Genomic DNA, 24,304 nt, shown 5'->3' with positions numbered 1-24,304 from the left:
CGACGGCGAGGGGGCGCGCCCGGGCGGGGTCAGATCTTGCCGACGCCGGCGCCCGCGGTGACCGTGGCCTTGACGTTGGCCGCGTTCTCACGGGTGTAGGAGTACGGGATCGCCGCCACCGAACCGGGGTTGCGGGTGACGATCGAACCCGAGTTCACCAGGTAGTTGCCGGACTCGCGGATGTTGCCCTCGGGCGAGGAGCCCTCCTGGACGGAGGTGGGCCGCTTGACGTTCTCGAAGTAGTTGGCCTCGACGAACACGCCCGCGCCCGTGGTGGACGCGGCGCCGTAGCTGCCGATGTCGCTGTAGTAGTTGTTCAGCACGTGCACCGGGTTGGCGAACCGCACCCGCGGGTGCCGCTGGTTGGTGCCCTGGAACCAGTTGTGCACGTAGGTGACCCGCAGGTGGCCCTGGTCCTGGGAGCCGTTGCTGTCGGAGTGGCCGACCAGCGAGGTCTTGTCGTGGTCGTGGAAGCGGTTCCACGACACGGTGATGAAGTCCGAGCCGCGCTTGATGTCCAGCAGCCCGTCGTTCGCGCCCGACAGGTCGTTGTGGTCGATCCAGATGTTGGTCGAGCCGTCCTGGATGTTGATGGCGTCGTCGCCGGCGTCGGTGAAGGTCAGATTGCGGATGATGACGTTGCGGACGCCGTCGATGTCCAGGCCGCCGCCGGTGATGCGGCCGTTGGCGCCCACACCGATGATCGTCTTGTCGGAGGCCACGTCCTGCATGCCCGACAGCGAGATGGTGCCGTTCACCTGGATGACGTACCGGCCGGAGGCCTGGGCGTACTGCAGGAACTGCGAGGCGTTGGTGACGGTCACCGTGGTGCCGCCGGCGCCGCCGGTGGTGCCGCCGTTCTGCGCGGCGTAGCCGACGGGGCTGCTCTCCGCGGCGACGGCGACGGGCGCGGCGTCCTGCCGCGCCTCGGCCGAACCGTAGGAGCCGGTGGCCACGGTGACGCCCGCGGCGACGACGGCTGCGGCGGCGAGACCGAGCACGGTCCTGGTCATGGGGATACCTCCTCGTAGCGGGCTGCTCAGCGGACGTAGACGGAGGGCTGAGCAGGGGCGGTCATGCGGTCGCCGATGAAGAAACTCGGGTGCGGCGGCTGGTTGTAGGCGGTGTTCTGCCAGGCCAGCGCGACGCGGTACTGGGTGTCGTGCTGCAGGGTGTAGATCTTGCGGTCGGTCACGTCCCGGGTGGTGTAGATGCGCAGCCGGGTGTTGTCGGTGGTGCGCCAGACGACCTCCTCCCGCCAGTCGCCGAACAGGTCGCCGGACAGCGACGGGGTGGCCTTGGTGCCGTTGTTGGACGCCACGCCCGACCCCGTCAGCAGGCGGGTGTCGGCGTCGGGGCCGTACTTGTCGATGTGGGTGCCGTCCAGCAGCTCGCGCACCGGGTCGGCGTCCCACCACACCAGGAAGTTGATCGACGAGGGCTTGCGGCCGGCGTTGTTGCCGGTGACGCTGCGCAGGTTGGCGTCGGCCGCCGACCAGAACTCCGCGCCGAGCCGCCCGTTCCAGATGTCCCCGGCGACGCCGCGGCCGTTGTCGCAGCACGCGGGCGTCGACCACAGGATCCGGCCGGTGCGGGCGTCGGCGTACCACGACGACGGCTTGGCGGAGTCCTCGTCGACCTTGAAGTACTCAAGGCCCGGCCGCGCCGGGTCGAAGTCGCCGAGGTGGGCGGCGTCGCCGTGGCCGTTCCTGGTGGTCCACAGGCCGTAGCCGTTGTCGTCGACCGCCATCGCGCCGTAGACGATCTCGTCGCGGCCGTCGCCGTCGACGTCCCCCACGGTCAGCGCGTGGTTGCCCTGGCCGTCGTAGCCCTGGCCGACGTTGGTGGAGCTGTTGGTGTCGAACGTCCAGCGGCGGGTGAAGCGCCCGTCGCGCCAGTCCCAGGCCGCGATGACCGTGCGGGTGTAGTAGCCGCGGGCCATGATGAGGCTGGGCCGGGAGCCGTCGAGGTAGGCGGTGCCCGCCAGGAAGCGGTCCACGCGGTTGCCGTAGGAGTCGCCCCACGACGCGACGTCGCCGCGCGGCGGGACGTAGTCGACGGTCTGCATGGCGGCGCCGGTCTGCCCGTTGAACATGGTGAGGTACTCGGGCCCGGACAGGATGTAGCCGCTGGAGTTGCGGTGGTCGGCGGACGCGTCGCCGATGACGCGGCCGGTGCCGTCCACGGTGCCGTCGGCGGTCTTCATCGCCACCTCGGCCCTGCCGTCGCCGTCGTAGTCGTACACCTGGAACTGGGTGTAGTGGGCACCGGCGCGGATGTTGCGGCCCAGGTCGATGCGCCACATCCGGGCGCCGTCGAGGCGGTAGGCGTCGATGTAGACCGGGTCGGTGAAACCGGACTGGGAGTTGTCCTTGGAGTTGGCGGGGTCCCACTTGAGGACGATCTCCTGCCGCCCGTCGCCGTCCAGGTCGCCGACGCCGGCGTCGTTGGCGCTGTAGGAGGACGACGGCGGCTGGATCGGCACGTCGAGGTAGCCGTCGCCGAACCGCAGCGACGTCTCCGACGCCGCCCCCTCGGCACCGTTCACCACCGGCCGCACCGTGTAGGTCGCGTCGGCGGCGGCCCCCGCGTCGTAGTAGTTGGTGGAGTCGGTGACCGACGCGATCCGCGTGGACCCGCGGTACAGGTTGAAGGTGGTCTCCGCCGGGTCGGTGCCGAGCAGCCGCCACCCCACGTAGTTGCCGTTGCCGGAGCGGACGCTGATCAGCCCCCGGTCGAGGTCCTCGACCTGCCGCGCCGCGGCGGCGCGCGGGTCCGGTCGGATCCCGGGCCCGCCGGGCGCCGCCACGGCGGTGGCGGCGGCCGCGGCGGCGGCCAGGGCGATCGATGTCAGCGGGGTGGCGACGCGGCTGCGGGCGTGCCGTCCGCGGGGTGGACGAGTCACGGCTCCTCCCTTGCGGTGGCCCCGGGCGGCGCTCGCGCCGCCCTGCGGGAAAGGGCTTTCCCGAAGGTAGCCCCGAACCCGCCCGACGGTCCGGCGGTTTTCACGCTTCTTTCACGACCACCCCGCCGACCTGCCCGAACGCCCGAAACTTTTCGCGCCCCCACGGGAGCACGAGCGTGCAAACACCGTCAGCGCCCGCTCGGACACAGCAAGCCGACGCGGCTGGACGCCCCGCCGCCCGGCCGTTCCCCTGTTCCAGGCTGGGGCGGACAAGTCGGCGTCGGGGTGGTTGATGAACGCGCCCGGTCGCGCGGCAGGCGCACCGGGTGGAGCTGCGCGGCGTCCGCTTCGGCTACGAACCCGGTCGTGGGCTGCGGCCGGACCTTCGCGCACCGGTGCCGTCCCGTCTCGGCCGCACCCGGGCGTGGCAGCCGGGCCGTTGTGCGGGCGCCGGCCGACCAGCAGCCCGGCACCACCATGTCCCGAACAGGCGGTTCATCCACCCCCATCCCCAGGACATCGCTATCCGCCCTGGCGCTCCTCGAAGCGGCATACGAGGTGTTCGACGACGTCATGGAGGTTGACCAGCGGGCAGCGGACGCGGCCGCCGCCGGAGTCCCCGAAGGACGGATGGCCCGGCTCCCCCCACACGTTCACGGCATCGCGGGCGGAGAGCGGAACGCTCACCGGGGAGACGCCCTCCGTGTGACGCAGGTCGACGCCGGCGATTCCCCGTGCGGCCAGCGTGGCGGCCAGGTGCCGGGCGGCCTGGGAGGGCGGGAAGGTCAGGCGCGGGTCGGGCCAGGGCCCCGGCAGCCCGAAGGCGCTCCAGACCGCCTTCCCCCGCATGCTCACCTCCGCCAGCCAGGACCGGGACGGGTGAGCTCCCCAGGCATCGGCGACGACATCGACGATCGCCCCGGCCGTGCTCGTCGAGCAGTCCACGGGAGGCCGTGTCCGGCCATGAAGTCCGACAGGTGTCGAAGACGGTCACCACCAGTTGCGGCGCCGGGAAGGCCCGCGCCCATATCCACAACTCGGGAGGGGCGATCGGGTCGGCAGGCCCGGCCCGCACCCCATGGTCGAACGCGTTGGTGACGAGCTCGCTGACGGCCAGAACGGCCGTGTCGACCAGGTCACGGCTCAGGCCCAGCGTCGTCATCGCGGCCTGGAGGAGGGAGCGGCCGACCGAAGCGCAGCGCGCGTCGGCAGGAAGCCGCCACGCGCACGCACCGCCCACGGCGATATCCACGATGCAACCGACCGCCTTACGCCCAGGCCGCACGATCTGCACCATTTGAACCACTCCCCCGGGTGACAGTTTCTGCGCTCCACCTCACAGACTGCGCACACCGTCCTAAGCTGGTCCGGGTTGCGAGTAACTCCTGCAACCGACAGAAAGTCCGGAGGCGAGAACGACCCACCGGCCGTCCCCCGATCCCAAGTCCTCCATGTGAGCGCTCATCGCCTACTACCTGCGGTTCTGTCGTCAACAGCGCAAGCGTGGCCTTTGCAGAGACGCCGAACGAAAAAGGTTCGGAGACCATGACATGACTTCCCCGGTCTGGCGCAAGAGCAGGCGCTCGACAGAGGGCACCACCGCCCAGTGCGTCGAGACCGCCAAGCTCGCCGGGGCCGTCGGCGTGCGCGGCAGCAGGCGCCCGGAGGGCGGGCACCTCGTGCTGACCGCCGAGCAGTTCGCGACCCTCATCCGCTTGATCAACTCCAACGGCCCGGCCCTGTGACGAACGCCGCGCTGCTGGTCATGCCCCCGGACGGATTCGGCGACCGCGTCACTGTCGCAGCCGACATGTGACATCCGACCGAAGCGCGAGATTCCGCTCTCGCAGGGATGGGCAGACCGGCGTCGCGGCGAACTCGGACGGCGTGAGCGCCGAACAGCCGGGCGCGGGCTCTACCGCCGACGCGGGGACCTGGCCGCAGAGGGCGGGCGTGAGGAGGGGGTGAGGGCAGGTGAGGCGGCCCTCACCCCCCTTGTGCCGGCTACAGCGGGCGGGGGCGGGCGGTGATGCCGCCGCAGCCGATCTCGCTGGCGATCGCCGGGCCGCCGCCGGAGGCGGACAGGGCCTCCAGGCGCAGGTAGCGGGCGGTGACCGGGCGGAAGGTCACCTGTTTGGGGGTGTGGTCGGCCGCCCAGTCGCCGCGGGCGACGGGGCGGAAGGTCCTGCCGTCGGCGCTGACGGCGATCCGGTAGGAGGTGATGTTGCCGTCGGTGCGGAAGTCCTCCAGGACGAAGTCCGTGCGGGTGTCCTGCCGCGGCAGGTAGGTCAGCACGTCGATCCCGGAGTACACGCGGCCCAGGTCGAGGGTCACCGCCTGCGGGGCCCTCCTGCCGGGCGCGGCGTCCGACGTCCACAGCGTCTGGTCGGCCTGGCCGTTCCAGCCGAAGTCGCTGTGCCCGTCCACGGCCAGGGCGGCGTCACCGCTGGTGGCGGTGGCCGCCACGGGGGTGAGCGGATGCGTCACCACGTCGGGCTGCGGCGGCAGGGGCGGGCGGCTCCGGTCGGGGCGCCAGCGCCGTCCCACCTCGCGCAGGGTCCGCACGACGGTGCCGTCCAGCAGGCCCCGCGGGTTGGGCGGGCAGTTGAGGATGAAGGTGCAGTACCGGGGTTCGAGCACCTTGAGGTGGCCGTCGACGATCTCGTCGGCGCTCAGCAGGTCGCCCGGGGTCGAGGGGTGCCAGAACCAGCCCGCCGGGGCGATCGTCTGCCCCTGCGAGGCGGCGTAGGTGTTGCCGGGCGGGCAGAACACGCCGCCCTTGGTCTCCTCGACGAACAGCAGCTCCGAGTGCCACGGGACGCTCAACCCGTTCAGGTCGAGGACGAGGCAGTCGGGCTGCAGCGCCGCCACGTGCTCGCGGATCTCGTGGAACGGCACCGACCGGTGGCCGAACGCCCAGTGCCAGGCCCACCCGTCGAAGATCAGCAGCGGGATGGGCCCGTACCCGGTGAGCAGCTCGGTGAGCTGGTTCTTGACGAACTCGATCGCCTCGCGGGTGATGGGCGGGCGGTCGTCGAACCCGGCGGGGCCGACGCCGTTCGTACGGTCCCAGATGGAGAAGTACAGGCACGGGGCCAGGCCGCGCGAGCGGAACGCCCGCACGTACTCGGCGACGATGTCGCGCCCCCGGGCCGGACCGGACGCCACCGTGTAGTCGGTGTGCTTCGACGGCCACAGGCAGAAGCCGTCGTGGTGCTTGGCGGTCAGCACGCCGAACCTCATGCCGGCGGCCTTGGCCGCGTCCGCCCACTGGCCGCAGTCCAGGTCGGCGGGGTCGAAGGTCCGCGGGTCCCGGTCGGGCTCCACCCATTCGGCGTCGTGGTAGGTGCCCATGTTGAAGTGCAGGAACATGCCGAAGCGCCAGTCGACGAAGCGCTTTTGCAGGGCGTAGCGGTTGCCGCGCGCCGACGCCGCCCCGGCGGAGGGGGCGCCGCCGAGGAGCGCGGCCGCCCCGGCGGTGGCGGCCGCCGCGCCCAGGAGGCCGCGGCGGCCGATCGGGTGCGTCATGAGGTCCTCCCGGGTGAGGGGACGTCGGAGACGGGGACGCCGCCGCGGTGGACGGCCGCGGCGTTCAGGCTCACCGGGCCGACCGCGGCGCGGCCTTCGGCGACCACGGCGAGGGCCAGGGTGTTGTCGCCGTGCTGCCGCAGGATCCCGGCGGGCAGGGTGAAGTCGCGCTGCGGTCCCCCGCTGACGTACTCGCCGAGGCTCCAGCCGTTGACGTAGATCAGCACGCGGTGGGCGGCGCCGCTGCCGCCGCCGAAGCGCAGGGTCAGCGGCACGTCGTGGCCCTTGGGCAGGTCGAGCCGGAACCCGGTGCGGTACCAGGTCACGCCCGCGTCGACCGCGCGGCCGGCCGGGGACGCCGGCGTCCACGAGCGGTCGGGGTAGCCGGGCAGGTGCCGGCCGGTGCGCTCGCCGTACAGGCCGCCGTTGTTGAGCGGGCCGCGCACGCGGTCGGTGCCGGACGCGCCCTGGATCTTCCAGGTGATCGGGCCGGACGCGCCGGTCACCGACGCGCCGACCAGGCCGCGCGGCTGCTTGTGCCGCACGTCGTCGGCCGTCCAGTCGTCGTTGTGGCCCATGTTCTCCACCAGGACCGACAGCACGGCGGTCCGGCCCTTCGTCAGCAGCCCGGACGGGATGGCGAAGCTCCCCGGCCCGGGGTCGGGGTTGACCGGGGCGTCGGAGTCCTTCTGCTCGCCGCCCGCAGCCGAGCCCAGGTAGCGGCCGTTCAGCCACACCTGGTAGCTGCCGCCCTTGCCGGTGATCGCGTTCAGCCGCACCTCGGTCTCCTCGCCGGTGGCGGTGAAGCGGCCCCGGTACCAGACGTGGCCGTGGTGGAAGCCGTAGTCGTCGGCGTACAGGACGGGCAGGGTCTTCGGCTTGATCGGGCTGACGGTGGCGGTGCGGTCGGCGACCGTCCAGTCCCGGTCGTCGAAGTCGGGGCGGGCCTCGGGCGCCCCGGGCGCGGTGCGCCAGCCGGTGAGCTCGGGCAGCCGCACCCGGGCGGGGCCGGGGACGCGGCCGGTGAGCGTGCCGGCGGCGGTGCGCCGGGCCGCGACGGGCGCGCCGTTCACGGTCATGCGGGCGGCGCCGGCGAAGACCTCGATGCCGGCGGCCTCGTCGGTGTCGGCGCGCAGGTGGACGGTGTCGCCGGCGACGCGGGCGGACCGCACCAGCGAGCCGCCGCGCACCAGGACGTCGCCGTGCTTCCAGAACTTTGCGGCCTCGGCGTCGGTGCCGAGCAGGAGCAGCAGCGGCCGCCGTCCGCCGCCGGTGACCAGCACGCGGGCCAGGCCCCGGTGGGTGTAGTCGAGCCGCAGGTCCCCCTTGCCGTCGTAGCTCGCGCGGACGTCGCCGTCCAGCACCTTGACGGTCGGCTTGGACGTGTAGCGCAGCACGGTCATGCCGGGGACGCCCTCGGTGCCGTACAGCACGGCGACGTCGCGTCCGTCCGCGGCGGTGTGGGTGAGCAGTTCGGAGCTGGAGACCGCCAGGCGCTGGCCGCCCATGTCGTACCCGGCCACCAGGACCTTGGCGTCGCGGCCCTTCACCCGCACCGGGACCGTGTAGGTGCCGTCGGGCGCGTTCCAGGTGAGGTCGGCGGAGGCGTCGGCGTCGGTCGTGCGGTCGGGGTGCCGGACGAGCACGAACTGGGTGCGCGTGTCGGGGTTGGCGCGGGCCTCGGTGTGCACGGCGCCGCCGCCGGGCTCCGGCGCGGCCGCCGGGTCGGTCTTGGTGAGCGGGGCGACCGTGGTGGTGAACAGGCCCTGCCGCTTGAACTCGTCGTACTTGCCGGTGAGCTGCCGGTTCTCGGTGATCGCGGCGCCGTAGTCGTAGGAGGTGTAGACGTCGTTGGGCTGGGCGAGCCGGCCCCAGTTGGTGCCGCCGAACGACATGTAGTAGCCGAACATCGTCGCGCCCGAGGCGATGAGGTTCGACTTGTAGTACACCTTCATGAAGTTCGGGCCGGTCAGCTCGCGGCACTTGTCGTACCCGGCCTTGTTCCCGTCGATCGCCCCGGCCTGGTACTCGGCGGCGTACACGGGGGCGTCGTCGCTGAGCCGTTCGGTGACGCCCTCGCCCCAGGTGCCCCACACGTCGGGTTCGCGGCACTCGAACGCCTGCGGGTAGTCGTCCACGCCGGGGATCTGCACCGCTCCCTGCCCGGACGCCCAGGTCGGCGTCCACGACGCGTCGCAGCACTGGTTGTGGGTGATGGGCACGTCGATGCCGGCGGCCCGCGCCTGCTTCTGGATGTCCTCCATGTAGGCGGCGTCGGTGTTGGCGGCGTACTCGTTCTCGGCGTTGTAGGCGATCACCGAGCCGCCGCGGGTGACCTGGTGCCGGGCGATGATCGGGTTGATGCGCGCCAGCCACTCGCGGTAGGCGCGGGTGTAGCCGGGGTCGCTGGAGCGGGCGCGTCCCGGCACGTTCTTCAGCCACGCGGGGAACCCGCCGCCGGTGGTCTCGGCGTTGATGTACGGGCCCGGGCGCGCCACCACGTACAGGCCGAGCTCCTCGGTCAGCCGCAGCAGCCGGTCCACGTCGCGGACGCCGGTGAAGTCGTACACGCCGGGCGCGGGCGAGTGGTAGCCCCAGTGGAAGTACAGGGAGACGCCGTTGAACCCGGCGGCCTTGATCTTCTCCAGCACGTCCCGCCACAGGTCGGGGCTGGGCAGGCGGAAGTAGTGGAACTCGCCGCTCCACAGCAGCACGCGCCTGCCGTCGACCTTCAGCGAGTAGCGGTCGTAGGTGACGCGGTGGGCGGTCTTCCCGGCGGAGGCCGCGGTGGGGGCGGTCTCGGTGGCGGCGGCGCCGGTGGGCGCCCAGAGCCCGGCCGCCGCGGCGGTGGCGGCCAGCAGCGCGGTCAGTTTTCGGGGGTTTCCTGGCATGACGGTGTCCTTCCAGGAGGGGGGGTGGCCAGGAGGAGGCCGGGCGGCGCCTCGGGCCCCGGTCGGGGCGCCGCCCGGCGGGGGGTTACCTGGTGAAGGAGAAGGAGCTCAGCCGCACGTCGCCGGTGAACACCAGGTAGACGTCCTGGCGTCCGGCGGCGCCGGAGACCGGCGCGGTGAGGTCGCGGTAGGCGTACCGGTCACCGGTGGAGGGCACGGTGACCGTGCCGGCCTTGCGGCCGTTCGGGCCGCCGAGCCGGACCTCGATCGCCGCGTCGCCCGCGCCCTCGCGCGCGGCCCGCGCCTTGATCCCGGTGATGCCGCGGCCGAGGTCGGCGCCGGCGAAGGAGATCCAGTCGCCGGAGCCGGCGCCGACCGCGTCGCCGCGCACCTTGGTCTCGTCGACCAGTTCGGCGCCCTGCTGGTCGTCGAAGTCGGCGGCGCGGGTCGCCTTGGCCAGGTCGCGGGCGGGGACGGTCTCGCCGCGCACCTTCAGCGCGGCGCGCTGCCGGATGTCGGCCGACGAGGAGCCGATGAGCAGGTCGTGCACGGCGTTCTCGACGGTCCACTTGTCGCGGGTGACGTCCCAGTGGGCCAGGTCGGCGGCCCGCACGGTGAAGGTGACGGTCTTGGTCTGGCCGGGCGCCAGCCGCACCTTCTCGAAGCCGCGCAGCTGCTTGACCGGCTGCTTCACCCGCGAGGTCCGCTGGTGGGTGTAGAGCTGGACGACCTCGTCGGCGGTGTCGCGGCCGGTGTTGGTGACCGGGACGCTCACCTTGACGGTGCCGCCGGCGGCCACCGAGTGCGCGCTGAGCCGGGGCGTGCCGTACCGGAACGAGGCGTACGACAGACCGTGCCCGAACGGGTAGAGCGGCTTGCCCTTGAAGTACAGGTAGGTGCGGTCGCTCTTGACGATGTCGTAGTCGAGGATGTCGGGCAGGTCGGCCTCGGACCGGTACCAGGTCTGCGGCAGCTTCCCGGACGGGCTGGTGTCGCCGAACAGCACCGCGGCCAGGGCGTTGCCGGTCTCGGCGCCCGCGTGGCTGGTCCACAGCAGCGCCGGGACGTTGTCCTGCTCCCAGTTGAGCGTGGTGGGGTAGCTGTTCTCCACCACCACGATCGTGTTGGGGTTGGCCTTGCGCACGGCCTTGATCAGCTCGGACTGGGCCCCGGCCAGCGCCATGGAGGTGCGGTCGTGGGCCTCCCGGCCGTTGATGAACGGCATGCTGCCGACGACCACGACGGCGGCGTCGGCGCCGGTGGCGGCCTCGACCGCCTCGTCCACGCCGCTGCGCAGCACCTCGCGGGTGAAGCGGGCGGCCTCGGCCTTGGTGCCGAGCACCAGGCGCCCGTCCGCGGCGGCCTTGAGGTAGGTCTTGTCGGGCTCGGCCCAGCCCTCGTCCTTCTCGTAGCCGGCGTAGCGGACCAGGTACGTCCCGTCGTCCTGCTTCTCCAGGTCGAACATCTGCTGGACGAACCAGCCGTTCGGCTGGGCCTGGTCGTTCTTGAAGTAGTCGGTCCAGGAGTTGTTGTCGGCCGGATCGCTCCACCGGCCGACGACCTTGCCGTTGGCGACGTTGCGCAGGGTGAGCTTGCCCTGGCCCCAGTCGAACACGTCGAACTGGGCCGTGGCGTCGGCGCTGGTGGCGCCCAGCCGGAGGAAGTCGCCCTCGGCCGCGCCGCCGCCGGTGAGGTACCGGCCGGTGGCGGCGTCCTTGAGCGCGACGCGGTCGGCGGCCTCGGTGCCCTCGACGGTGCCCTTGCCCCCCAGGCGGTTCTTGATGCCGTCCAGCGGGGTCACCCGGTACGGCAGGGCGCCGGAGTACCAGTCGGTGTAGAGGGTGTCGGCGAGCGGGCCGACGACGGCGACCTTCTTGGTGCGGTTGGCGTCCAGCGGCAGCGTCTTGCCCTGGTTCTTCAGCAGCACCATCTGCTCGGTGGCCGCCTGCCGGGCCAGGGCGCGGTGCGCGGCGCTGTCGACGGCCTCCTTGCCGATCTTGCCGTACGGGCCGCCGTCGGGGTCGAACTCGCCGAGCCGCACCCGCAGGGTGAGGATGTTGCGCACCGCCCGGTCCACGTCGGACTCGGCCAGCAGGCCCTTGGCCAGCGCCTCCTTGACGGCGTTGACGGTGTTGGCCGAGTTGGTGTCGTCGACGGTGAAGCTGTCCACGCCCGCCTTGAGGGTGGCCGCGTCGGCCTCGGCCAGGGTGCCGTAGTACTGCTGGGAGCCGACCAGGTTGTTGGGGCCGCCCGCGTCGGTGACGTTGAACAGCGGCTTGGCGGCCCACTTGCGCACCAGGTCGTTGACGTCGGAGTGCGCCGTGGCGGGGCGCCCGTTGATGAGGTTGTAGGCCGTCATGACGCCGGTCGCCGCGTCGGCCTGCAGCGGCACCTTGAACGGGACCTCGTCGTACTCCTTCTTCACCCGGGGGCGCAGGCTGGAGTTGGTCTGGTCGCGGCGGACCTCGTTGTTGTTGGCCATGTAGTGCTTGAGCACCGGCGCGGCCTTGAGGTACTCGCCGTCCTCGCCCTGGATGCCCGTGCCGTACGCGGTGGCCAGGGCGCCGGTGAGCAGGGGGTCCTCGGAGTAGCCCTCCTCGTTGCGGCCCCAGCGCGGGTCGCGCAGCAGGTTCACCACCGGCGCCCACAGCTGCAGGCCCCAGACGTCGGAGTTCTCCTTGTTGTAGCCGCGGGCCTCGTCGCCGACCGCCGACCCGATCTTCTTCAGCAGGTCGGGGTTCCAGGTGGCGCCCAGGCCCACCGACTGCGGGAAGACGGTCGCGGTGGCGGTGCGCACCGCGCCGCCCGCGTTGATGTCGGTGGACCAGGCCAGGCCGTGCAGGGCCTCGGTGCCGGTCTTGAACCGCTTGATGCCCAGCCGCGGGATGGCCGGCTGGTACTGGTGCAGCAGCGACACCTTCTCGTCGAGCGTCAGCCGCCCGAGCAGGTCCGCGACCCGCGCCTCCACCGGCAGGCGGGGGTCGCGGAACGGCAGGGTGTCGCGGGCGGCCGCCGGTGCGGCGGTCAGCCCCACCGAGGTGACGGCGGCCAGGGCCGCGGCGGCCACGGGGATCAGCGGCCGCCGGAAGCGGCCGGGTGAACGGGTGCGTCTGGACGTTTTCGGACGGGTGATCGGCACCACGCCTCCTCGATTCGTGCGACGATCAGAAAATTCGGCCCCATCCCCCGATAGCGCTGTATGCAGTTGTCCGTTCGTGTGCGGTCGTGTCGGTTCGGGTGAGCGTTTCGACGTCCAGTCCCGGCGGCGCCGCCCGCGCCGCCCGCGCACGAGAAATCGAAGCGCTTCGATTAAGCGGTGGACGTACTCTTCCGGGGTCCTCCTTCGGACGGTCGGTCGGATCGGACGGTCGGCGGGGCGGGAGGTGTCGGTCAGGACGGCACGGGCGCGGGCCCGCTGCTGGCCCGCGCGGTCAGCCGCGGCGGCACGAGGGTGGCGTCGGGCACCGGAACGCCCTCCAGCTTGGTCATGAGCAGCTCGACCGCCTGCCGCCCCACCTCCTCGGCCGGGACGGCGACGGACGTCAGCGGCCGCTCGGCGCGCTCGGCCACCTCGTCGGGGCAGATGGCCACCACCGACAGGTCGCCGGGGATGCTCCGGCCGGCGGCGCGGAACGCCCGCACCAGCGGCTCGACGATCGGCTCGTTGTGCACCACCACCGCGGTCGGCGCGTGCTCGTCGACCAGCAGCCGGGCGGCCATCGCGCGGGCCGCCTCGGCGGTGGACTCGCACGGGTGCAGCACACCGGTCAGGCCGTGCTCGGCCACCGCCGCGTGGAAGCCCTCGGCGACCCGCTCGGCGTAGCCGGTGCGCCGCCGGTAGACCTCCGGCGGCGAGCCGACCAGCGCCACCGACCGGTGCCCGAGGTCGGCCAGGTGCCGCACGCAGGTCTCGGCGGCGGCCCGGAAGTCCAGGTCGATGCAGGTCAGGCCGGACGCGTCGGCCGGGAACCCGATGAGCACGCTGGGCCGGTCCAGGGTGCGCAGCAGCGGGACGCGCGGATCGTCCATCTGCACGTCCATCACGATCAGCGCGTCCACCATCGCGCTGTCGGCCACCCGGCGCAGCCCGTCCACGCCCTCCTCCTGGGTGAGCAGCAGCACATCGTGGTCGTGCCGCCGCGCGGTGGTGACCGCGGAGACGGCGAACTGCATCACCACGGGCACGTGGATGCCGCTGCGCAGCGGGATCATCAGCGCCACCACGTTCGACCGGCTGCTGGCCAGCGCGCGGGCGCCCGCGTGCGGGCGGTAGCCGAGCTCGCGGATGCTGGCCAGCACCCGCTCCCGGGTCTCGGCCGAGATCGAGCGCTTGCCGCTCAGCACGTAGGACACCGTGCTCGGGGACACCCCGGCATGGCGCGCCACGTCGGTGATCTTTACCACGTGCCGTCCCATCTGCGCACATGTGAAGCGATTCGATTGTGGAGAGGATAGCGGCGCCTACGGCGGCTCCCGGCCGCCCGGCCGCGGCCCGGTCACGGGGCGGCGGCGGGGACGCCGCCCGCCGCGATCAGGTCCCGGTACCAGTGGGCGCTGTCCTTCCAGGTCCGGCGGCCGGTGGGGTAGTCGACGTGGATGAGGCCGAACCGCTTGGAGTAGCCGTAGGCCCACTCGAAGTTGTCCAGCAGCGACCAGGCGAAGTAGCCGCGCACGTCGGCCCCGGCGTCCATGGCGGCGCGCACCGCGGCGATGTGGTCGCGCAGGTAGGCGATGCGGCGGTCGTCGCGGACGCGGCCGGCCGGGTCCACCTCGTCGTCGAACGCGGCGCCGTTCTCGGTGACCACCAGCGGCACCCCGGGGTGGTCGCGGTGCAGCCGCAGCAGCATCTCGGTCAGCCCGGTGGCGTCGATCGGCCAGCCCATCGCGGTGTACGGGCCGGGCTGGCTCGGGAACTCCACGTCGTCGCAGCCGACGAAGGGGCTGGCGGCGCCGTCGCGGTGGCCGTCGTCGGTCTGGCGCGGGGACGTGCCGTCCCACCGCCGCACCCGGGTGGGGCTGTAGTAGTTGACGCCGAGCAGGTCCAGCGGCGCCGCGGCGGTCTTCTCGTCGCCGTCGCGGACGAACGACCAGTCGGTGAGCGCCGCGGTGTCCGCCAGCAGGTCGGCCGGGTAGCCGCCGCCGAGCATCGGGCCGAGGAAGATCCGGTTGGCGACCGCGTCCACCTTCCGCACCGCCTCCGGCTCGCCGCGCAGGTGGTGCAGGTTGAGGGTGACCGAATGCCGCGCCGACGGCGCCACCACCTCGCGCAGCGCCCGGTTGGCCAGGCCGTGCGCCAGGTTGAGGTGGTGCGCGGCCTTCAGCGCGTCCACCGGGTCGGTGCGGCCCGGTGCGTGCACGCCCGAGGCGTAGCCGAGGAACGCCGAGCACCACGGCTCGTTCAGCGTCGTCCAGGTGTGCACCCGGTCGCCGAGCGCCTGGCCGACGCGGGTCGCGTACTCGGCGAAGCGGTAGGCGGTGTCGCGCAGCGGCCAGCCGCCCGCGTCCTCCAGCTCCTGGGGCAGGTCCCAGTGGTAGAGGGTGACGACGGGGGCGATGCCGCGCTCCAGCAGCTCGTCGACCAGGCGCGAGTAGAAGTCCATGCCGATCGGGTTGAACCTGCCCTCGGGCAGCACCCGCGACCAGGAGACGGAGAAGCGGTACGCCTTCAGGCCCAGCTCGGCCATGGCCGCCACGTCCTCGCGCCACCGGTGGTAGTGGTCGGTGGCCACGTCGCCGGTGTCGCCGTTGAGCACCCGGCCCGGGGTGTGGCTGAAGGTGTCCCAGATGGACGGGGTGCGGCCGTCCTCGCCGGCGGCGCCCTCGATCTGGTACGACGCGGTGGCCGCGCCCCACAGGAAGTCGTCGGGGAAGGTCATCGGTCCTCCAGGTAGATGGCGATCTGCGGGCCTTCGGCGCGTACCAGGATGCCGTGCGCGTGCTCGGCGGCCGCGCCGCCCTCCACGCGGGCGACGGAGTCCACGCCGGCCAGCAGCACGTTCCACGGCTTGTCCGCGCCGCCGGCGAACTGCGCCGCCACCCGGACCGCCGCGCCGTCCCGGGAGGTGGTGAACGACGCGGCGGTCCCCCCGCCGGACGGGGCGGGGATCTCGGTGGTGACGCGGGCGCCGTCGGCGAGCTCGTACACCCGCAGCGTCACGCCGTCGGCGTGGTCGTAGTCGGGCCGGTCGTCCACGGCGCCCTCGGGGATCACGGCGCCGGGCCGCACCAGCAGCGGCAGGCTGTCGAAGCCGTGCCGTTCGCGCACCCAGCGTCCGCCGTGCACCTTCTCCCCCGTCAGGTAGTGCGTCCACACGCCCTCGGGCACGTAGTAGGCGACCCGGCCGTCGGCGGAGAAGACCGGCGCCACCAGCAGGTCGTCGCCCAGCATGTACTGCCGCTCCAGGTGGGTGCAGGCCGGGTCGTCGGGGAACTCCACCACCATCGCGCGCATCATCGGCAGGCCCTCGCCGTACGCCTGCCGCGCCGCGCCCGCCAGGTAGGGCATCAGCCGCATCTTCAGCCGGGTGAAGTGGCGCAGGACGTCCACCGACTCCTCGTCGAACAGCCACGGCACCCGGTAGGAGTGGCTGCCGTGCAGGCGGCTGTGCGACGACAGCAGCCCGAACGCGATCCACCGCTTGAACAGGGCGGGGTCGGGCGTGCCCTCGAAGCCGCCGATGTCGTGGCTCCAGTACCCGAACCCGGACATGCCCAGCGACAGGCCGCCGCGCAGGCTCTCCCCCATCGCCTCGAACGTCGACTCGCAGTCGCCGCCCCAGTGCACCGGGAAGCGCTGCCCGCCCGCCGTGGCGGACCGGGCGAACACCACCGCCTCGCCCTCGCCCCGCCGCTTGCGCAGCAGCTCGAAGACCGTCTGGTTGTACAGGTAGGTGTAGTAGTTGTGGGCCCGCTCGGGGTCGGAGCCGTCATAGAACACCGCGTCGGTGGGGATGCGCTCGCCGAAGTCGGTCTTGAAGCAGTCCACGCCCATGTCCAGCAGCGCGTCCAGCTTGGCGGCGTACCACTGGCGCGCCTCGGGGTTGGTGAAGTCGACGACCGCGCAGCCCGGCTGCCACTTGTCCCACTGCCACACGTCCCCGTTCGGCCGCTTCAGCAGGTAGCCGCGCGCCTTGCCCTCCTCGAACAGCGGGGACCGCTGCCCGATGTAGGGGTTGATCCACACGCAGATCCGCAGCCCGCGGTCCTTCAGCCGGCGCAGCATGCCCGGCGGGTCGGGGAACACCCGCGGATCCCACTCGAAGTCGCACCACTGGAACTCGCGCATCCAGAAGCAGTCGAAGTGGAAGACGCTGAGCGGCAGGTCCCGCTGCGCCATGCCCTCGATGAAGGAGGTGACGGTCTCCTCGTCGTAGGAGGTGGTGAACGAGGTGGACAGCCACAGCCCGAACGACCAGTCCGGCACGCGCGCCGGGCGGCCGGTCAGCGCGGTGTACTTGCGCAGGATCTCCCGCGGCGTCGGCCCGTAGATCAGGTAGTAGCGCATCGACTGGCCCTCGACGCTGAACTGCGCGCGGGCCACCGCCTCCGACGCCACCTCGAACGACACCCGGCCCGGATGGTCGACGAACACCCCGTACCCGGCGTTGGTCAGGAAGAACGGCACGTTCTTGTACGCCTGCTCGCTGGCGGTGCCGCCGTCGGCGTTCCAGATGTCCACCGACTGGCCGTTCTTGACCAGCGGCCCGAACCGCTCCCCCAGCCCGTAGACGAAGTGGTCGACGCCGAGGTCGAGCTGCTCGCGCACGTAGTGGCGGCCCTCGTCGGTGTCGATGATCGCCATGGCCTTGAAGCCGCTGCCGGTCAGCCGCCGTCCGGCGGCCAGGAAGTCCACCCGCCACTCGTCGCCGCGCGCCACCCGCACCGTCAGGTCGCCGGAGGTGAGGGAGACCGCGTCGTCGTCCACGGCCACCGCCGCGTCGACGTCGGGGTCGGCGGCCACCTCGAACTCCGGACGCGGCGGCCGCGTCCCGGCGAAGTGGGTGACGGTCACGCCGACGACGTCCCGCATGGGCGAGGAGCAGGTCAGCGTGACCACCGGTCCCTTGAGCAGATCGCCGCGGTGCCGGATGCGCTGCACGGGGGCGTGCACGGTGAACGAGCCCGGCCCGGCGTCGACGTCGAGCACCTCCGCCGGGTAGGACGCGTGCACGCCCTCGCGCATCATCCAGTAGCCGTCGGTGAACTTCATTTGATGGCTCCAGCCGTGAGTCCGCGCGACAACGTGCGCTGGAAGATCAGGAAGAAGACGACGGTCGGGATCAGCCCGAGCAGGGCCGCGGCGCTGGACATGGTGGCGTCCATCAGCCGCTGCCCGTGCAGCACGCCGAGCGCGACCGAGACCGTCTGATTGTCGTTGGACTGCAGGAAGACCATGGGGATGAGGAACTCGTTCCAGGTCCAGATGAAGAAGAACACCAGCAGGACCGACAGGGTGGGCCGCACCACCGGCACCACCACCCGCCACAGGATCTGCCAGCGGCCCGCGCCGTCGATCCGGGCCGCCTCCAGCAGCGGCCGCGGGAACGTCGACAGCACCGACGACAGCAGGTAGGTGCCGAACGCGCTCTGGATGACGATGAACACGATGATCACGCCGAGCCGGGTGTCGTACAGCCCGAACTGCTTGGACAGGTAGAACAGCGGGTAGACCAGCGCCTCCTGCGGCAGCGTGTTGGCCATCAGCAGCGCCACCAGCACCCACATGCGGCCCTTGACCCGGCCGATGCCGAGGGCGTAGGCGTTCAGCACCGACAGCAGCACCGCGCCGACCGCGACCGACCCGCTGATCAGGGCGCTGTTGAACAGCACCCGCCCGAAGTCGACGCGCTCCCAGAAGTCCCGCACGCCCTGCAGGTAGAGGCCCTCGGGCGGCGCCAGCGGCCCGTTGGCCGAGTACTCGGCCGGCGACTTGAGCGCGTTGAACACCACCACCGCGAACGGGATCAGCATGATCGCGGCGAGCGCCGTGAGGCCGACCAGCACGGCGTACGCCGACGGGCCGCGCCGGCGCCGCCGCGGCCGCCGCGTGGAGCGGCGCTGTCGCTCGGCCGGTGCCCCGGCGGTGCGCGTGGTCAACGTCGTCACCGCTCCTCCCCCATGTCACGGCCCTGCATCCGCAGGAACACCACGGTCAGCGCCAGGATGATCAGCGTCAGCACGGTGGAGATGGCCGAGCCGTAGCCGACCTCGGTGCGCTCGAAGAAGCTGACGTAGGAGTAGTAGGACGGCACGTTGGTCGCCCCGCCCGGACCGCCCTTGGTCAGCACGAAGATGTGCGCGAACGCCTTGAGCGCGGCGATCGTCGTCCACAGCAGCACCACGAAGATCTCCGGACGGATCTGCGGCAGCGTGACGTGCCGGAACCGCCGGGCCCAGGTGGCGCCGTCGATCTCGGCCGCCTCGTACAGGGACGGGTCCACCCGCTGCAGTCCGGACATGAACACCACCAGCGGGAACCCGATCTGCACCCACACCATCACGGCCATGACCGTCCACAGCGCGGTGCCGGGGTCGCCCAGCCAGTCGTGCGCCAGCGCGCCCAGGCCGACCGCGTCCAGCAGCGCGTTCACCGCGCCGCTCTCGGGGTTGAGCAGCCAGCTCCACACGATGCCGGCGATGACGACCGGCAGCACCTGCGGCAGGTAGATGCAGGCGCGCAGCACGCTGGCGGTGCGCGGCCCGAAGTGCCGGTCGATCAGGTCGGTGAGCACGGCGGCCAGCACCAGCCCGATCGCGGTCGGCACGACCGCCATGCCCACGATGACCAGGACGTTGTTGCGGAACGACGCCCAGAAGTCGCCGTCGCGGGCCAGCTCGGTGTAGTTGCCCAGGCCGATCCAGCGCGGCGTGCCGATGCCCTCCCACTCGGTGAAGCTGGTGTAGAGGTTCATCAGGAACGGCACGCCGATGACGGCGGTGAACAGCAGCACCCCGGGAACGAGGTAGGGAAGGTAGGCCAGGCGGCCGTCGCGGTGACGGGCGGCCGCCTGCTTCGCAGTCCGCTCGGTCACTTCGGCACGCCGCTGTCGTAGTCCTTCTGCAGGTCACCCAGCACCGAGCCGGGCGAGCTGCCGTTCATCAGCTTCTGGCCGGCCGACACCCACTTGTCGTAGAAGCCCGGCACGGGCCAGTCCGGGTAGTAGGCCAGGCCGTTGCTCTCGGCGAGCCGGTCGAAGTTCTCGATGAGCTTCTTGGCCTTCGGCTCGGTGATCGCCGCCGGGTCGGCCGCGACCGGCACGCCGCCCGCGTTGCCCAGGGTGTTCTGGATGTGCTTCTTCAGCGTGATGTCGATGAAGTCGTAGGCCAGCTTCTTGTTCTTGGAGCCCTTGGGGACCACCCACAGGTTGCCGCCGGAGCCGGCCGTCATCGTGCCGCCCGGCCAGACCATGGTGTCCCACTCGAACTCGGCCTCCTTGAGCACCCGGCCGAACCACCAGGTGCCGGAGAACATCATCGGGAACTTGCCCTGGATGAACGCCACGCCGGCGTCCTCGGCCTTCAGGCTGACCGAGTTCTTGGCGATGTAGCCCTTCTTCACCCAGTCGGCGAACGTGGTGGCCCCGGCGGTCCACGCCTGGTCGGTCAGGCTCGCCTTGCCGGTGTACCGCTGGTAGGCCTGCACCCAGTTCTGGTCGGCCTTGTCGAGGGCGAGCTGGTAGATGAAGTGCTGCGCCATGACCTCGGCGCCGGCGTTGGTGAACGGCGTGACGCCCTTGGCGACGAACTGGTCCATCGCCTTGATCAGCTCGTCGTAGCCGGTCGGCACCTTCACGCCGTGCTTGTCGAACAGCTCCTTGTTGTAGTAGATGAGCGTGTACTCGGCGTAGTTGGGGATGCCGTACCACTTGTCGCCGCCCATGACGCCCTTGGCGTCGTACTTGGACGTGACGGCGATGTTCGGGCTGAGCAGCTTGTCCCAGCCGCGCTTGGCGACCTCGGCGGACATGTCGTCCAGCAGCCCCTGCTTGGACAGCAGGCCGGCGGTGGCGTTGCCCTTGTTGTACTCCAGGATGTCGGGCGCGTCGTTGGAGTTGAGCACCATCGGCGCCGTCTTCTGGATCTGCTCGAAGCCCTTCTCCTCGAACTTGACCTTGACACCGGGGTGGGTCTGCTCGAACTCCTTGATGGCCTGGTTCCAGGCCACGCCCATGGCGCTGTCGGGCGACTCGTAGTGCCACAGCCGCAGCTCGTTGGGGTTGGACTCGCCGCCTCCGCCGCCGCATGCGGTCAGCGCCAGCGCTCCCGCGGCGAGCGCGGCCAGCAGCGCCGTGCCCCTGCCTGGTCTGTTCATCGGTGCTCCTCCGGGGTGGGAACTCGCTGCCCCGCGCCGGTCGACGCGAACGGTCCGGTCGCGGACGGGCCGCCGGACGCCCGGTCGTCTCGGCGCGGGTGTCGAGAAAGGGTGTCGAAGCGCTTCGATTGGGTGGGATCGTAGACCTCCGGTGAGCTGGGACACAATAGGGAGCCTCCAAAAGTTTCCTTCACACCCGAGCCGACGGGGGTGATGTATGGGAGCGCTCCCAGCCGCAGCGGTCCGGACCCGTTCCGGCGGCCGCGGCGGCGGCCCGCTGTTACCCTCGGACGCCCGGAAGCCAGGGATGATCAGCACACGTCGCCCCCGAAAGCGGTGGCGGCCGTGCCGCAGCGATCGTGGGAGCGCTCCTCATGAGGTCCACCGACGACACGTTCGACCCGGCGTCCGACGACCTGGCATCAGGCGACCCGGCATGCGGCGATCCGGCCTCCGGCGGCGCGGCGGCCGCGGGGCCGGGCGGGGCGCCGCCGGAGGCGGAGCGCGACGAGGAGGCGTACCGGCGGGAGTTCCGGCGGTTCTTCGAGCGGCACCACCGCGACCTGGCCCGGCTGGCGCACCTGATGCTCGGCGACCCGGACTCGGCCGACGACCTGGCCGCCGACGCCCTGGCCGCCGCCTGGCACCGCTGGGACCGGGTGCGCGGCTCCGAGCATCCGCTGGCCTACGTCCGCCGTATCGTGCTGAACATGTGCCACAGCCGCATCCGCGCCCTGGTGCGCGAGCGGGACCGGCTGGCGGCGCTCGGCGCGACCGTGCAGGAGCACGCCGACACGCCGGACGTGCCCGCCGTGCTGGACGTGCGCGCCGCCCTGCAGCGGCTGCCCGAGCGCAAGCGCGCCTGCGTGGTGCTGCGGTTCGCCTTCGACCTGTCGGAGAAGGAGACCGCGCGGGTGCTGGGCATCACGGTCGGCACCGTCAAGAGCCAGACCTCCAAGGGCGTCGCCGAACTGCAGCGCGCGCTCGGCGGCCCGCAGCCGCCGGGCGGGGAGGGCCGCGGCGCCGGGCCGCGGCCACGCCCGAACGCCCGCCGGGAGGACAGGCGGCGCGCGGACGTGCATCCTGGGGAGGACGGGCCCGCGGACACGGACGGCGACGGCGGGCGCTCCGGCGGGGCGCAGTGGCGGCGCGGCGCGGTCGGCGTGCTGCTGGGTGCGGTCCGGGCGGGTGAGCGGCCGCAGGAGGGCGCGTGATGGGGGGCCGAGACAACGATCCCGAGCGCACCGAGGAGTCCCTGGTGCTGCTGCGGGAGTGGCTGCACGCCGAGGCCGAACGGCACGAGCCCGACCGCGAGCGCATCTGGGCGCGGATCGAGGCCGCCATGGACCGTCCCGCCGAGACGATCGCGGCGGGCGGCGCGCACTCCGGCGGCGACGCCGGGCACGGGCGCGCCGACGGCCGCGGGGAGGGACGGCGCGGCGGCCGCCACGCGGTCGAGCCGCCGCACGACGCCAAGCGGCGCTGGCTGCGCGCGGGCGTGGCGTCCCTGGCCACGGCGGGCGTCGTCGGCCTGACCTCGGGGGTGTTCTGGGGGTTCACCGAGGGGGACACCGGCCCCGCGCTGCCGCTGGCCGGGCGCAGCGGCGACCAGCCCGGGCCGCCCGCCGGCACCGGCTCCGGCTGCGCCGCGCTGACCGGCGGCGGCACCGGATCGGCGGCGCCGTCCGCGCCGGGCGGCACCGAATCGCCGCCGCCCCGGCGTTCGGCGTCCGGCGGCGCCGGGCGCACGAAGCGTCCCGCGAGGTCGCCGTTCACGGCGAGCGGCGCCGTGGATGCCGCGAGCAACGAGCACTGGGCGCAGAACAACGTCGTGCTGCGCGTGCACGAGCCGCTGCACGCGCTGACGGTCACCATCCGGGTGCGGCTCGGCGAACGCGTGTCGTCGGCGGGCTCGTGGCTGTCGCTGCCCAACGGCGACTTCCGCTCGTCCGTCAAGACGACGCCGGACGCCATCGTCTACACGTGGACGCTGCTGCCCGGACGCACCGTGGAGCCGGGCTCGTACACCTTGGCGGCCCAGTACAACCGGACCGCCGCCCACGATCCGGGCGAGGACGTCTACTCGGTGCGGGCGGCCGTGCGGGACGGCCCGCCCGCCCCCGCCGAGGGCCACTTCTGACCCGTCCGGCCGGTCCTGTCCGGCGAGCGGGGGACGCTCGCGGTGCCTCGCTGGGGTGCGCGCATCACCTCCGCTCGGAAAGCGCTTGCCCTCGACGTTAGGCACTCCGCGCGTCCGCGTCAACACGATCGCGGAGTTCTGCGCAACCGCGGCAACCCCCCGGGCCGCCCGGACGACTATGGCGGTGAAGGCCCCCCGCACCGGCGCCCCACACACCCTGCCCCGGCGCGGGGGCCTGCCGACGTTCAGGACCCCGCGAGACGGGCCGCGTACCGGATGCCGCCCAGCAGGTGGGCGCGGAACTGCGGCTCGGTGAACGACTCGGCGGTGTGGCCGAGCGCGGTGTAGAAGCAGCGGCCTTCGCCGACGTCGTGGCACCAGGCGAGCGGATGCGGCTCCCCCATGCCGGCGCCCTCGTAACTGGACTCGTCCACGGTCAGCAGCACCCGCACGCGCGCGCTCGGAGCGGACGCGAAGTCGTACCACTCGTCGGTGCGCGTCCAGGTCCGCCGCAGGTGGGCCGTGGCGGGATGGTCGCGGTCCTGGACGAGCACCGTGGCGGACTGCACGTCCGGGTGACGGGCGAACCGCGCCCCCACCAGCTCGCCGTAGAAGGGCCAGTCGTACTCGGCGTCGGCGGCGGCGTGCACGCCCGCGAAGCCGCCCCCGCCCCGCACGTAGGACTCCAGCGCCCGCCGGTGCGCGTCGGTGAACAGCTCCCCCGTGGTGCTGAGGAACACCAGCGCCCGGTAGCGGGCCAGGATGTCGGGGGAGAACATCACGGTGTCGTCGGTGACGTCCACCATGAAGCCGTGGTCGGCGCCCAGCTCCCGGACGGCCTCGGCCCCGGCGGGGATGGAGGCGTGGCGGTAGCCGGCGGTCCTGGTGAACACGAGCACCCTGGGCATGGCCGCTCCCCGTCACCGCTCGGACCGGCAGGTGCGGCCGTTGAGCGCGAACCGGCCGGGACGGCCGTTCGCGCCGTCCCTGCGGCCGATGAACCCGAACTCCACGGCGCCGCGCGGCGGGATGGTGCGGTTCCAGTCGGCCGCGGTCACCTCGACGTCGGCGCCCTGCTGGCGCCGCGCGCCGTTCCACAGCTGGGCGACCTGCTGCCCGTCGGGGAACGACCAGGCCAGCCGCCATCCGTCGAGCGGCGCGTCGGCCAGGTTGGTGACGCGCACCCGCGCCTGGAAGCCGTCCGGCCACTCGCCGACGACGTCGTAGGCCACGGCGCACGCGCCCGCCGCGGGCGGCGGCGCGCCGCCGCCCGGCGCCGAACCGCCCTCAAAGGCCCCGGAGGACAGCGCGACGAGCGGCACAGCGAGCAGGCCGAGCGCGCCCGCCGCGCCGCCTGCGACCAGCAGCGCCTTTCGGGCGCCGCCCCCGGGAGACGGCTCGGGCAGGGGGAAGGGGTCGTCCAGGACGCGGGTGTCGTGGTCGCCGGCCTGGGCGCCCGCCGGGTCGTGCGGCGGCGCGGCGTGCGTGCCCGCGGCGGCCTCGCGGGGGATCCCGGCGGCCGCGCGCAG

Annotated in this window: 17 protein-coding genes and 1 pseudogene; 3 read left to right on the top strand and 15 right to left on the bottom strand. The window is 72.6% G+C overall.

Annotation, left to right across the window (positions count from 1 at the left end):
* Nucleotides 1–29: 29 nt before the first annotated feature.
* The 4 genes and pseudogenes from ABD879_RS08655 to ABD879_RS33125 form a co-directional block, all read right to left on the bottom strand.
* On the bottom strand, nt 30–1,013 hold the full coding sequence (locus ABD879_RS08655; RefSeq protein ID WP_345019205.1) for a pectate lyase family protein: 984 nt from the start codon (nt 1,011–1,013) through the stop codon (nt 30–32).
* Nucleotides 1,014–1,039: 26 nt separating this feature from the next.
* Nucleotides 1,040–2,905: a rhamnogalacturonan lyase gene (locus ABD879_RS08650; protein ID WP_345019203.1), complete on the bottom strand. Its 1,866-nt coding sequence runs from the start codon at nt 2,903–2,905 to the stop codon at nt 1,040–1,042.
* 522 nt (nt 2,906–3,427) lie between these two features.
* Complete coding sequence (locus tag ABD879_RS08645) at nt 3,428–3,850, bottom strand: hypothetical protein (RefSeq protein WP_345019201.1); 423 nt, start codon at nt 3,848–3,850, stop codon at nt 3,428–3,430.
* A gap of 34 nt (nt 3,851–3,884) precedes the next feature.
* Nucleotides 3,885–4,067 (bottom strand): annotated as a pseudogene (locus ABD879_RS33125) (hypothetical protein); the annotation flags it as partial.
* A gap of 388 nt (nt 4,068–4,455) precedes the next feature.
* Between ABD879_RS33125 and ABD879_RS08640 the strand changes: the two are divergent.
* A complete protein-coding gene (locus ABD879_RS08640; RefSeq protein ID WP_345019199.1) occupies nt 4,456–4,650 on the top strand; it encodes a DUF397 domain-containing protein in 195 nt (64 codons plus the stop codon).
* Nucleotides 4,651–4,909: 259 nt separating this feature from the next.
* Here ABD879_RS08640 and ABD879_RS08635 read toward each other — a convergent pair whose 3' ends face one another.
* The 9 genes from ABD879_RS08635 to ABD879_RS08595 form a co-directional block, all read right to left on the bottom strand.
* Nucleotides 4,910–6,433 carry an alpha-L-fucosidase gene (locus ABD879_RS08635; RefSeq protein ID WP_345019197.1) on the bottom strand — a complete coding sequence of 508 codons (1,524 nt, stop codon included), beginning with the start codon at nt 6,431–6,433 and terminating at the stop codon, nt 4,910–4,912.
* The gene (locus ABD879_RS08630; RefSeq protein WP_345019195.1) at nt 6,430–9,324 is read right to left on the bottom strand and encodes a beta-galactosidase; all 2,895 of its coding nucleotides are present in this window, start codon (nt 9,322–9,324) and stop codon (nt 6,430–6,432) included. The genes ABD879_RS08635 and ABD879_RS08630 overlap by 4 nt, the downstream gene beginning before the upstream one ends.
* Nucleotides 9,325–9,409: 85 nt before the next feature.
* Entirely contained in the window at nt 9,410–12,463 is a 3,054-nt protein-coding gene (locus ABD879_RS08625; RefSeq protein ID WP_345019193.1) for a glycoside hydrolase family 3 protein, read from the bottom strand.
* Between the two features lie 251 nt (nt 12,464–12,714).
* Entirely contained in the window at nt 12,715–13,740 is a 1,026-nt protein-coding gene (locus ABD879_RS08620; protein ID WP_378269486.1) for a LacI family DNA-binding transcriptional regulator, read from the bottom strand.
* Nucleotides 13,741–13,820: 80 nt separating this feature from the next.
* Nucleotides 13,821–15,200: a GH1 family beta-glucosidase gene (locus ABD879_RS08615; RefSeq protein WP_345019189.1), complete on the bottom strand. Its 1,380-nt coding sequence runs from the start codon at nt 15,198–15,200 to the stop codon at nt 13,821–13,823.
* Nucleotides 15,197–17,533, bottom strand: coding sequence for an alpha-xylosidase (yicI, locus tag ABD879_RS08610; protein WP_345019187.1), 2,337 nt, complete (start codon nt 17,531–17,533; stop codon nt 15,197–15,199). The genes ABD879_RS08615 and yicI overlap by 4 nt, the downstream gene beginning before the upstream one ends.
* The gene (locus ABD879_RS08605; RefSeq protein WP_345019185.1) at nt 17,530–18,429 is read right to left on the bottom strand and encodes a carbohydrate ABC transporter permease; all 900 of its coding nucleotides are present in this window, start codon (nt 18,427–18,429) and stop codon (nt 17,530–17,532) included. Before ABD879_RS08605 ends, yicI begins: the two co-directional genes overlap by 4 nt.
* A complete protein-coding gene (locus ABD879_RS08600) occupies nt 18,426–19,355 on the bottom strand; it encodes a carbohydrate ABC transporter permease (RefSeq protein WP_345019183.1) in 930 nt (309 codons plus the stop codon). The genes ABD879_RS08605 and ABD879_RS08600 overlap by 4 nt, the downstream gene beginning before the upstream one ends.
* On the bottom strand, nt 19,352–20,635 hold the full coding sequence (locus ABD879_RS08595) for an ABC transporter substrate-binding protein (protein WP_345019181.1): 1,284 nt from the start codon (nt 20,633–20,635) through the stop codon (nt 19,352–19,354). Before ABD879_RS08595 ends, ABD879_RS08600 begins: the two co-directional genes overlap by 4 nt.
* A gap of 374 nt (nt 20,636–21,009) precedes the next feature.
* Here ABD879_RS08595 and ABD879_RS08590 point away from each other — a divergent pair, with 374 nt between their 5' ends.
* Both ABD879_RS08590 and ABD879_RS08585 read left to right on the top strand, forming a co-directional pair.
* On the top strand, nt 21,010–21,849 hold the full coding sequence (locus ABD879_RS08590) for a SigE family RNA polymerase sigma factor (protein WP_345019179.1): 840 nt from the start codon (nt 21,010–21,012) through the stop codon (nt 21,847–21,849).
* Nucleotides 21,849–22,775: a hypothetical protein gene (locus ABD879_RS08585; protein WP_345019177.1), complete on the top strand. Its 927-nt coding sequence runs from the start codon at nt 21,849–21,851 to the stop codon at nt 22,773–22,775. The genes ABD879_RS08590 and ABD879_RS08585 overlap by 1 nt, the downstream gene beginning before the upstream one ends.
* Nucleotides 22,776–23,020: 245 nt before the next feature.
* Here ABD879_RS08585 and ABD879_RS08580 read toward each other — a convergent pair whose 3' ends face one another.
* The gene (locus tag ABD879_RS08580) at nt 23,021–23,683 is read right to left on the bottom strand and encodes a ThuA domain-containing protein (RefSeq protein WP_345019175.1); all 663 of its coding nucleotides are present in this window, start codon (nt 23,681–23,683) and stop codon (nt 23,021–23,023) included.
* Nucleotides 23,684–23,695: 12 nt separating this feature from the next.
* Nucleotides 23,696–24,304: cellulose-binding domain-containing protein (locus ABD879_RS08575; protein ID WP_345019173.1), on the bottom strand; the 609-nt coding region annotated here is incomplete at its 5' end.

The sequence above is a fragment of the Actinomadura keratinilytica genome, assembly GCF_039539665.1.
Classification (GTDB): domain Bacteria; phylum Actinomycetota; class Actinomycetes; order Streptosporangiales; family Streptosporangiaceae; genus Spirillospora; species Spirillospora keratinilytica.
This window is presented reverse-complemented; position numbering and strand designations above follow the sequence as displayed.

Bases quoted from the DNA above. Each gene is read 5' to 3' on its own strand.
- ABD879_RS08655 (WP_345019205.1), bottom strand. From the start codon at position 1,013: ATGACCAGGACCGTGCTCGGTCTCGCCGCCGCAGCCGTCGTCGCCGCG.
- ABD879_RS08640 (WP_345019199.1), top strand. From the start codon at position 4,456: ATGACTTCCCCGGTCTGGCGCAAGAGCAGGCGCTCGACAGAGGGCACC.
- ABD879_RS08635 (WP_345019197.1), bottom strand. From the start codon at position 6,433: ATGACGCACCCGATCGGCCGCCGCGGCCTCCTGGGCGCGGCGGCCGCC.
- ABD879_RS08630 (WP_345019195.1), bottom strand. From the start codon at position 9,324: ATGCCAGGAAACCCCCGAAAACTGACCGCGCTGCTGGCCGCCACCGCC.
- ABD879_RS08620 (WP_378269486.1), bottom strand. From the start codon at position 13,740: ATGGGACGGCACGTGGTAAAGATCACCGACGTGGCGCGCCATGCCGGG.
- ABD879_RS08615 (WP_345019189.1), bottom strand. From the start codon at position 15,200: ATGACCTTCCCCGACGACTTCCTGTGGGGCGCGGCCACCGCGTCGTAC.
- yicI (WP_345019187.1), bottom strand. From the start codon at position 17,533: ATGAAGTTCACCGACGGCTACTGGATGATGCGCGAGGGCGTGCACGCG.
- ABD879_RS08595 (WP_345019181.1), bottom strand. From the start codon at position 20,635: ATGAACAGACCAGGCAGGGGCACGGCGCTGCTGGCCGCGCTCGCCGCG.
- ABD879_RS08590 (WP_345019179.1), top strand. From the start codon at position 21,010: ATGAGGTCCACCGACGACACGTTCGACCCGGCGTCCGACGACCTGGCA.
- ABD879_RS08585 (WP_345019177.1), top strand. From the start codon at position 21,849: ATGGGGGGCCGAGACAACGATCCCGAGCGCACCGAGGAGTCCCTGGTG.
- ABD879_RS08580 (WP_345019175.1), bottom strand. From the start codon at position 23,683: ATGCCCAGGGTGCTCGTGTTCACCAGGACCGCCGGCTACCGCCACGCC.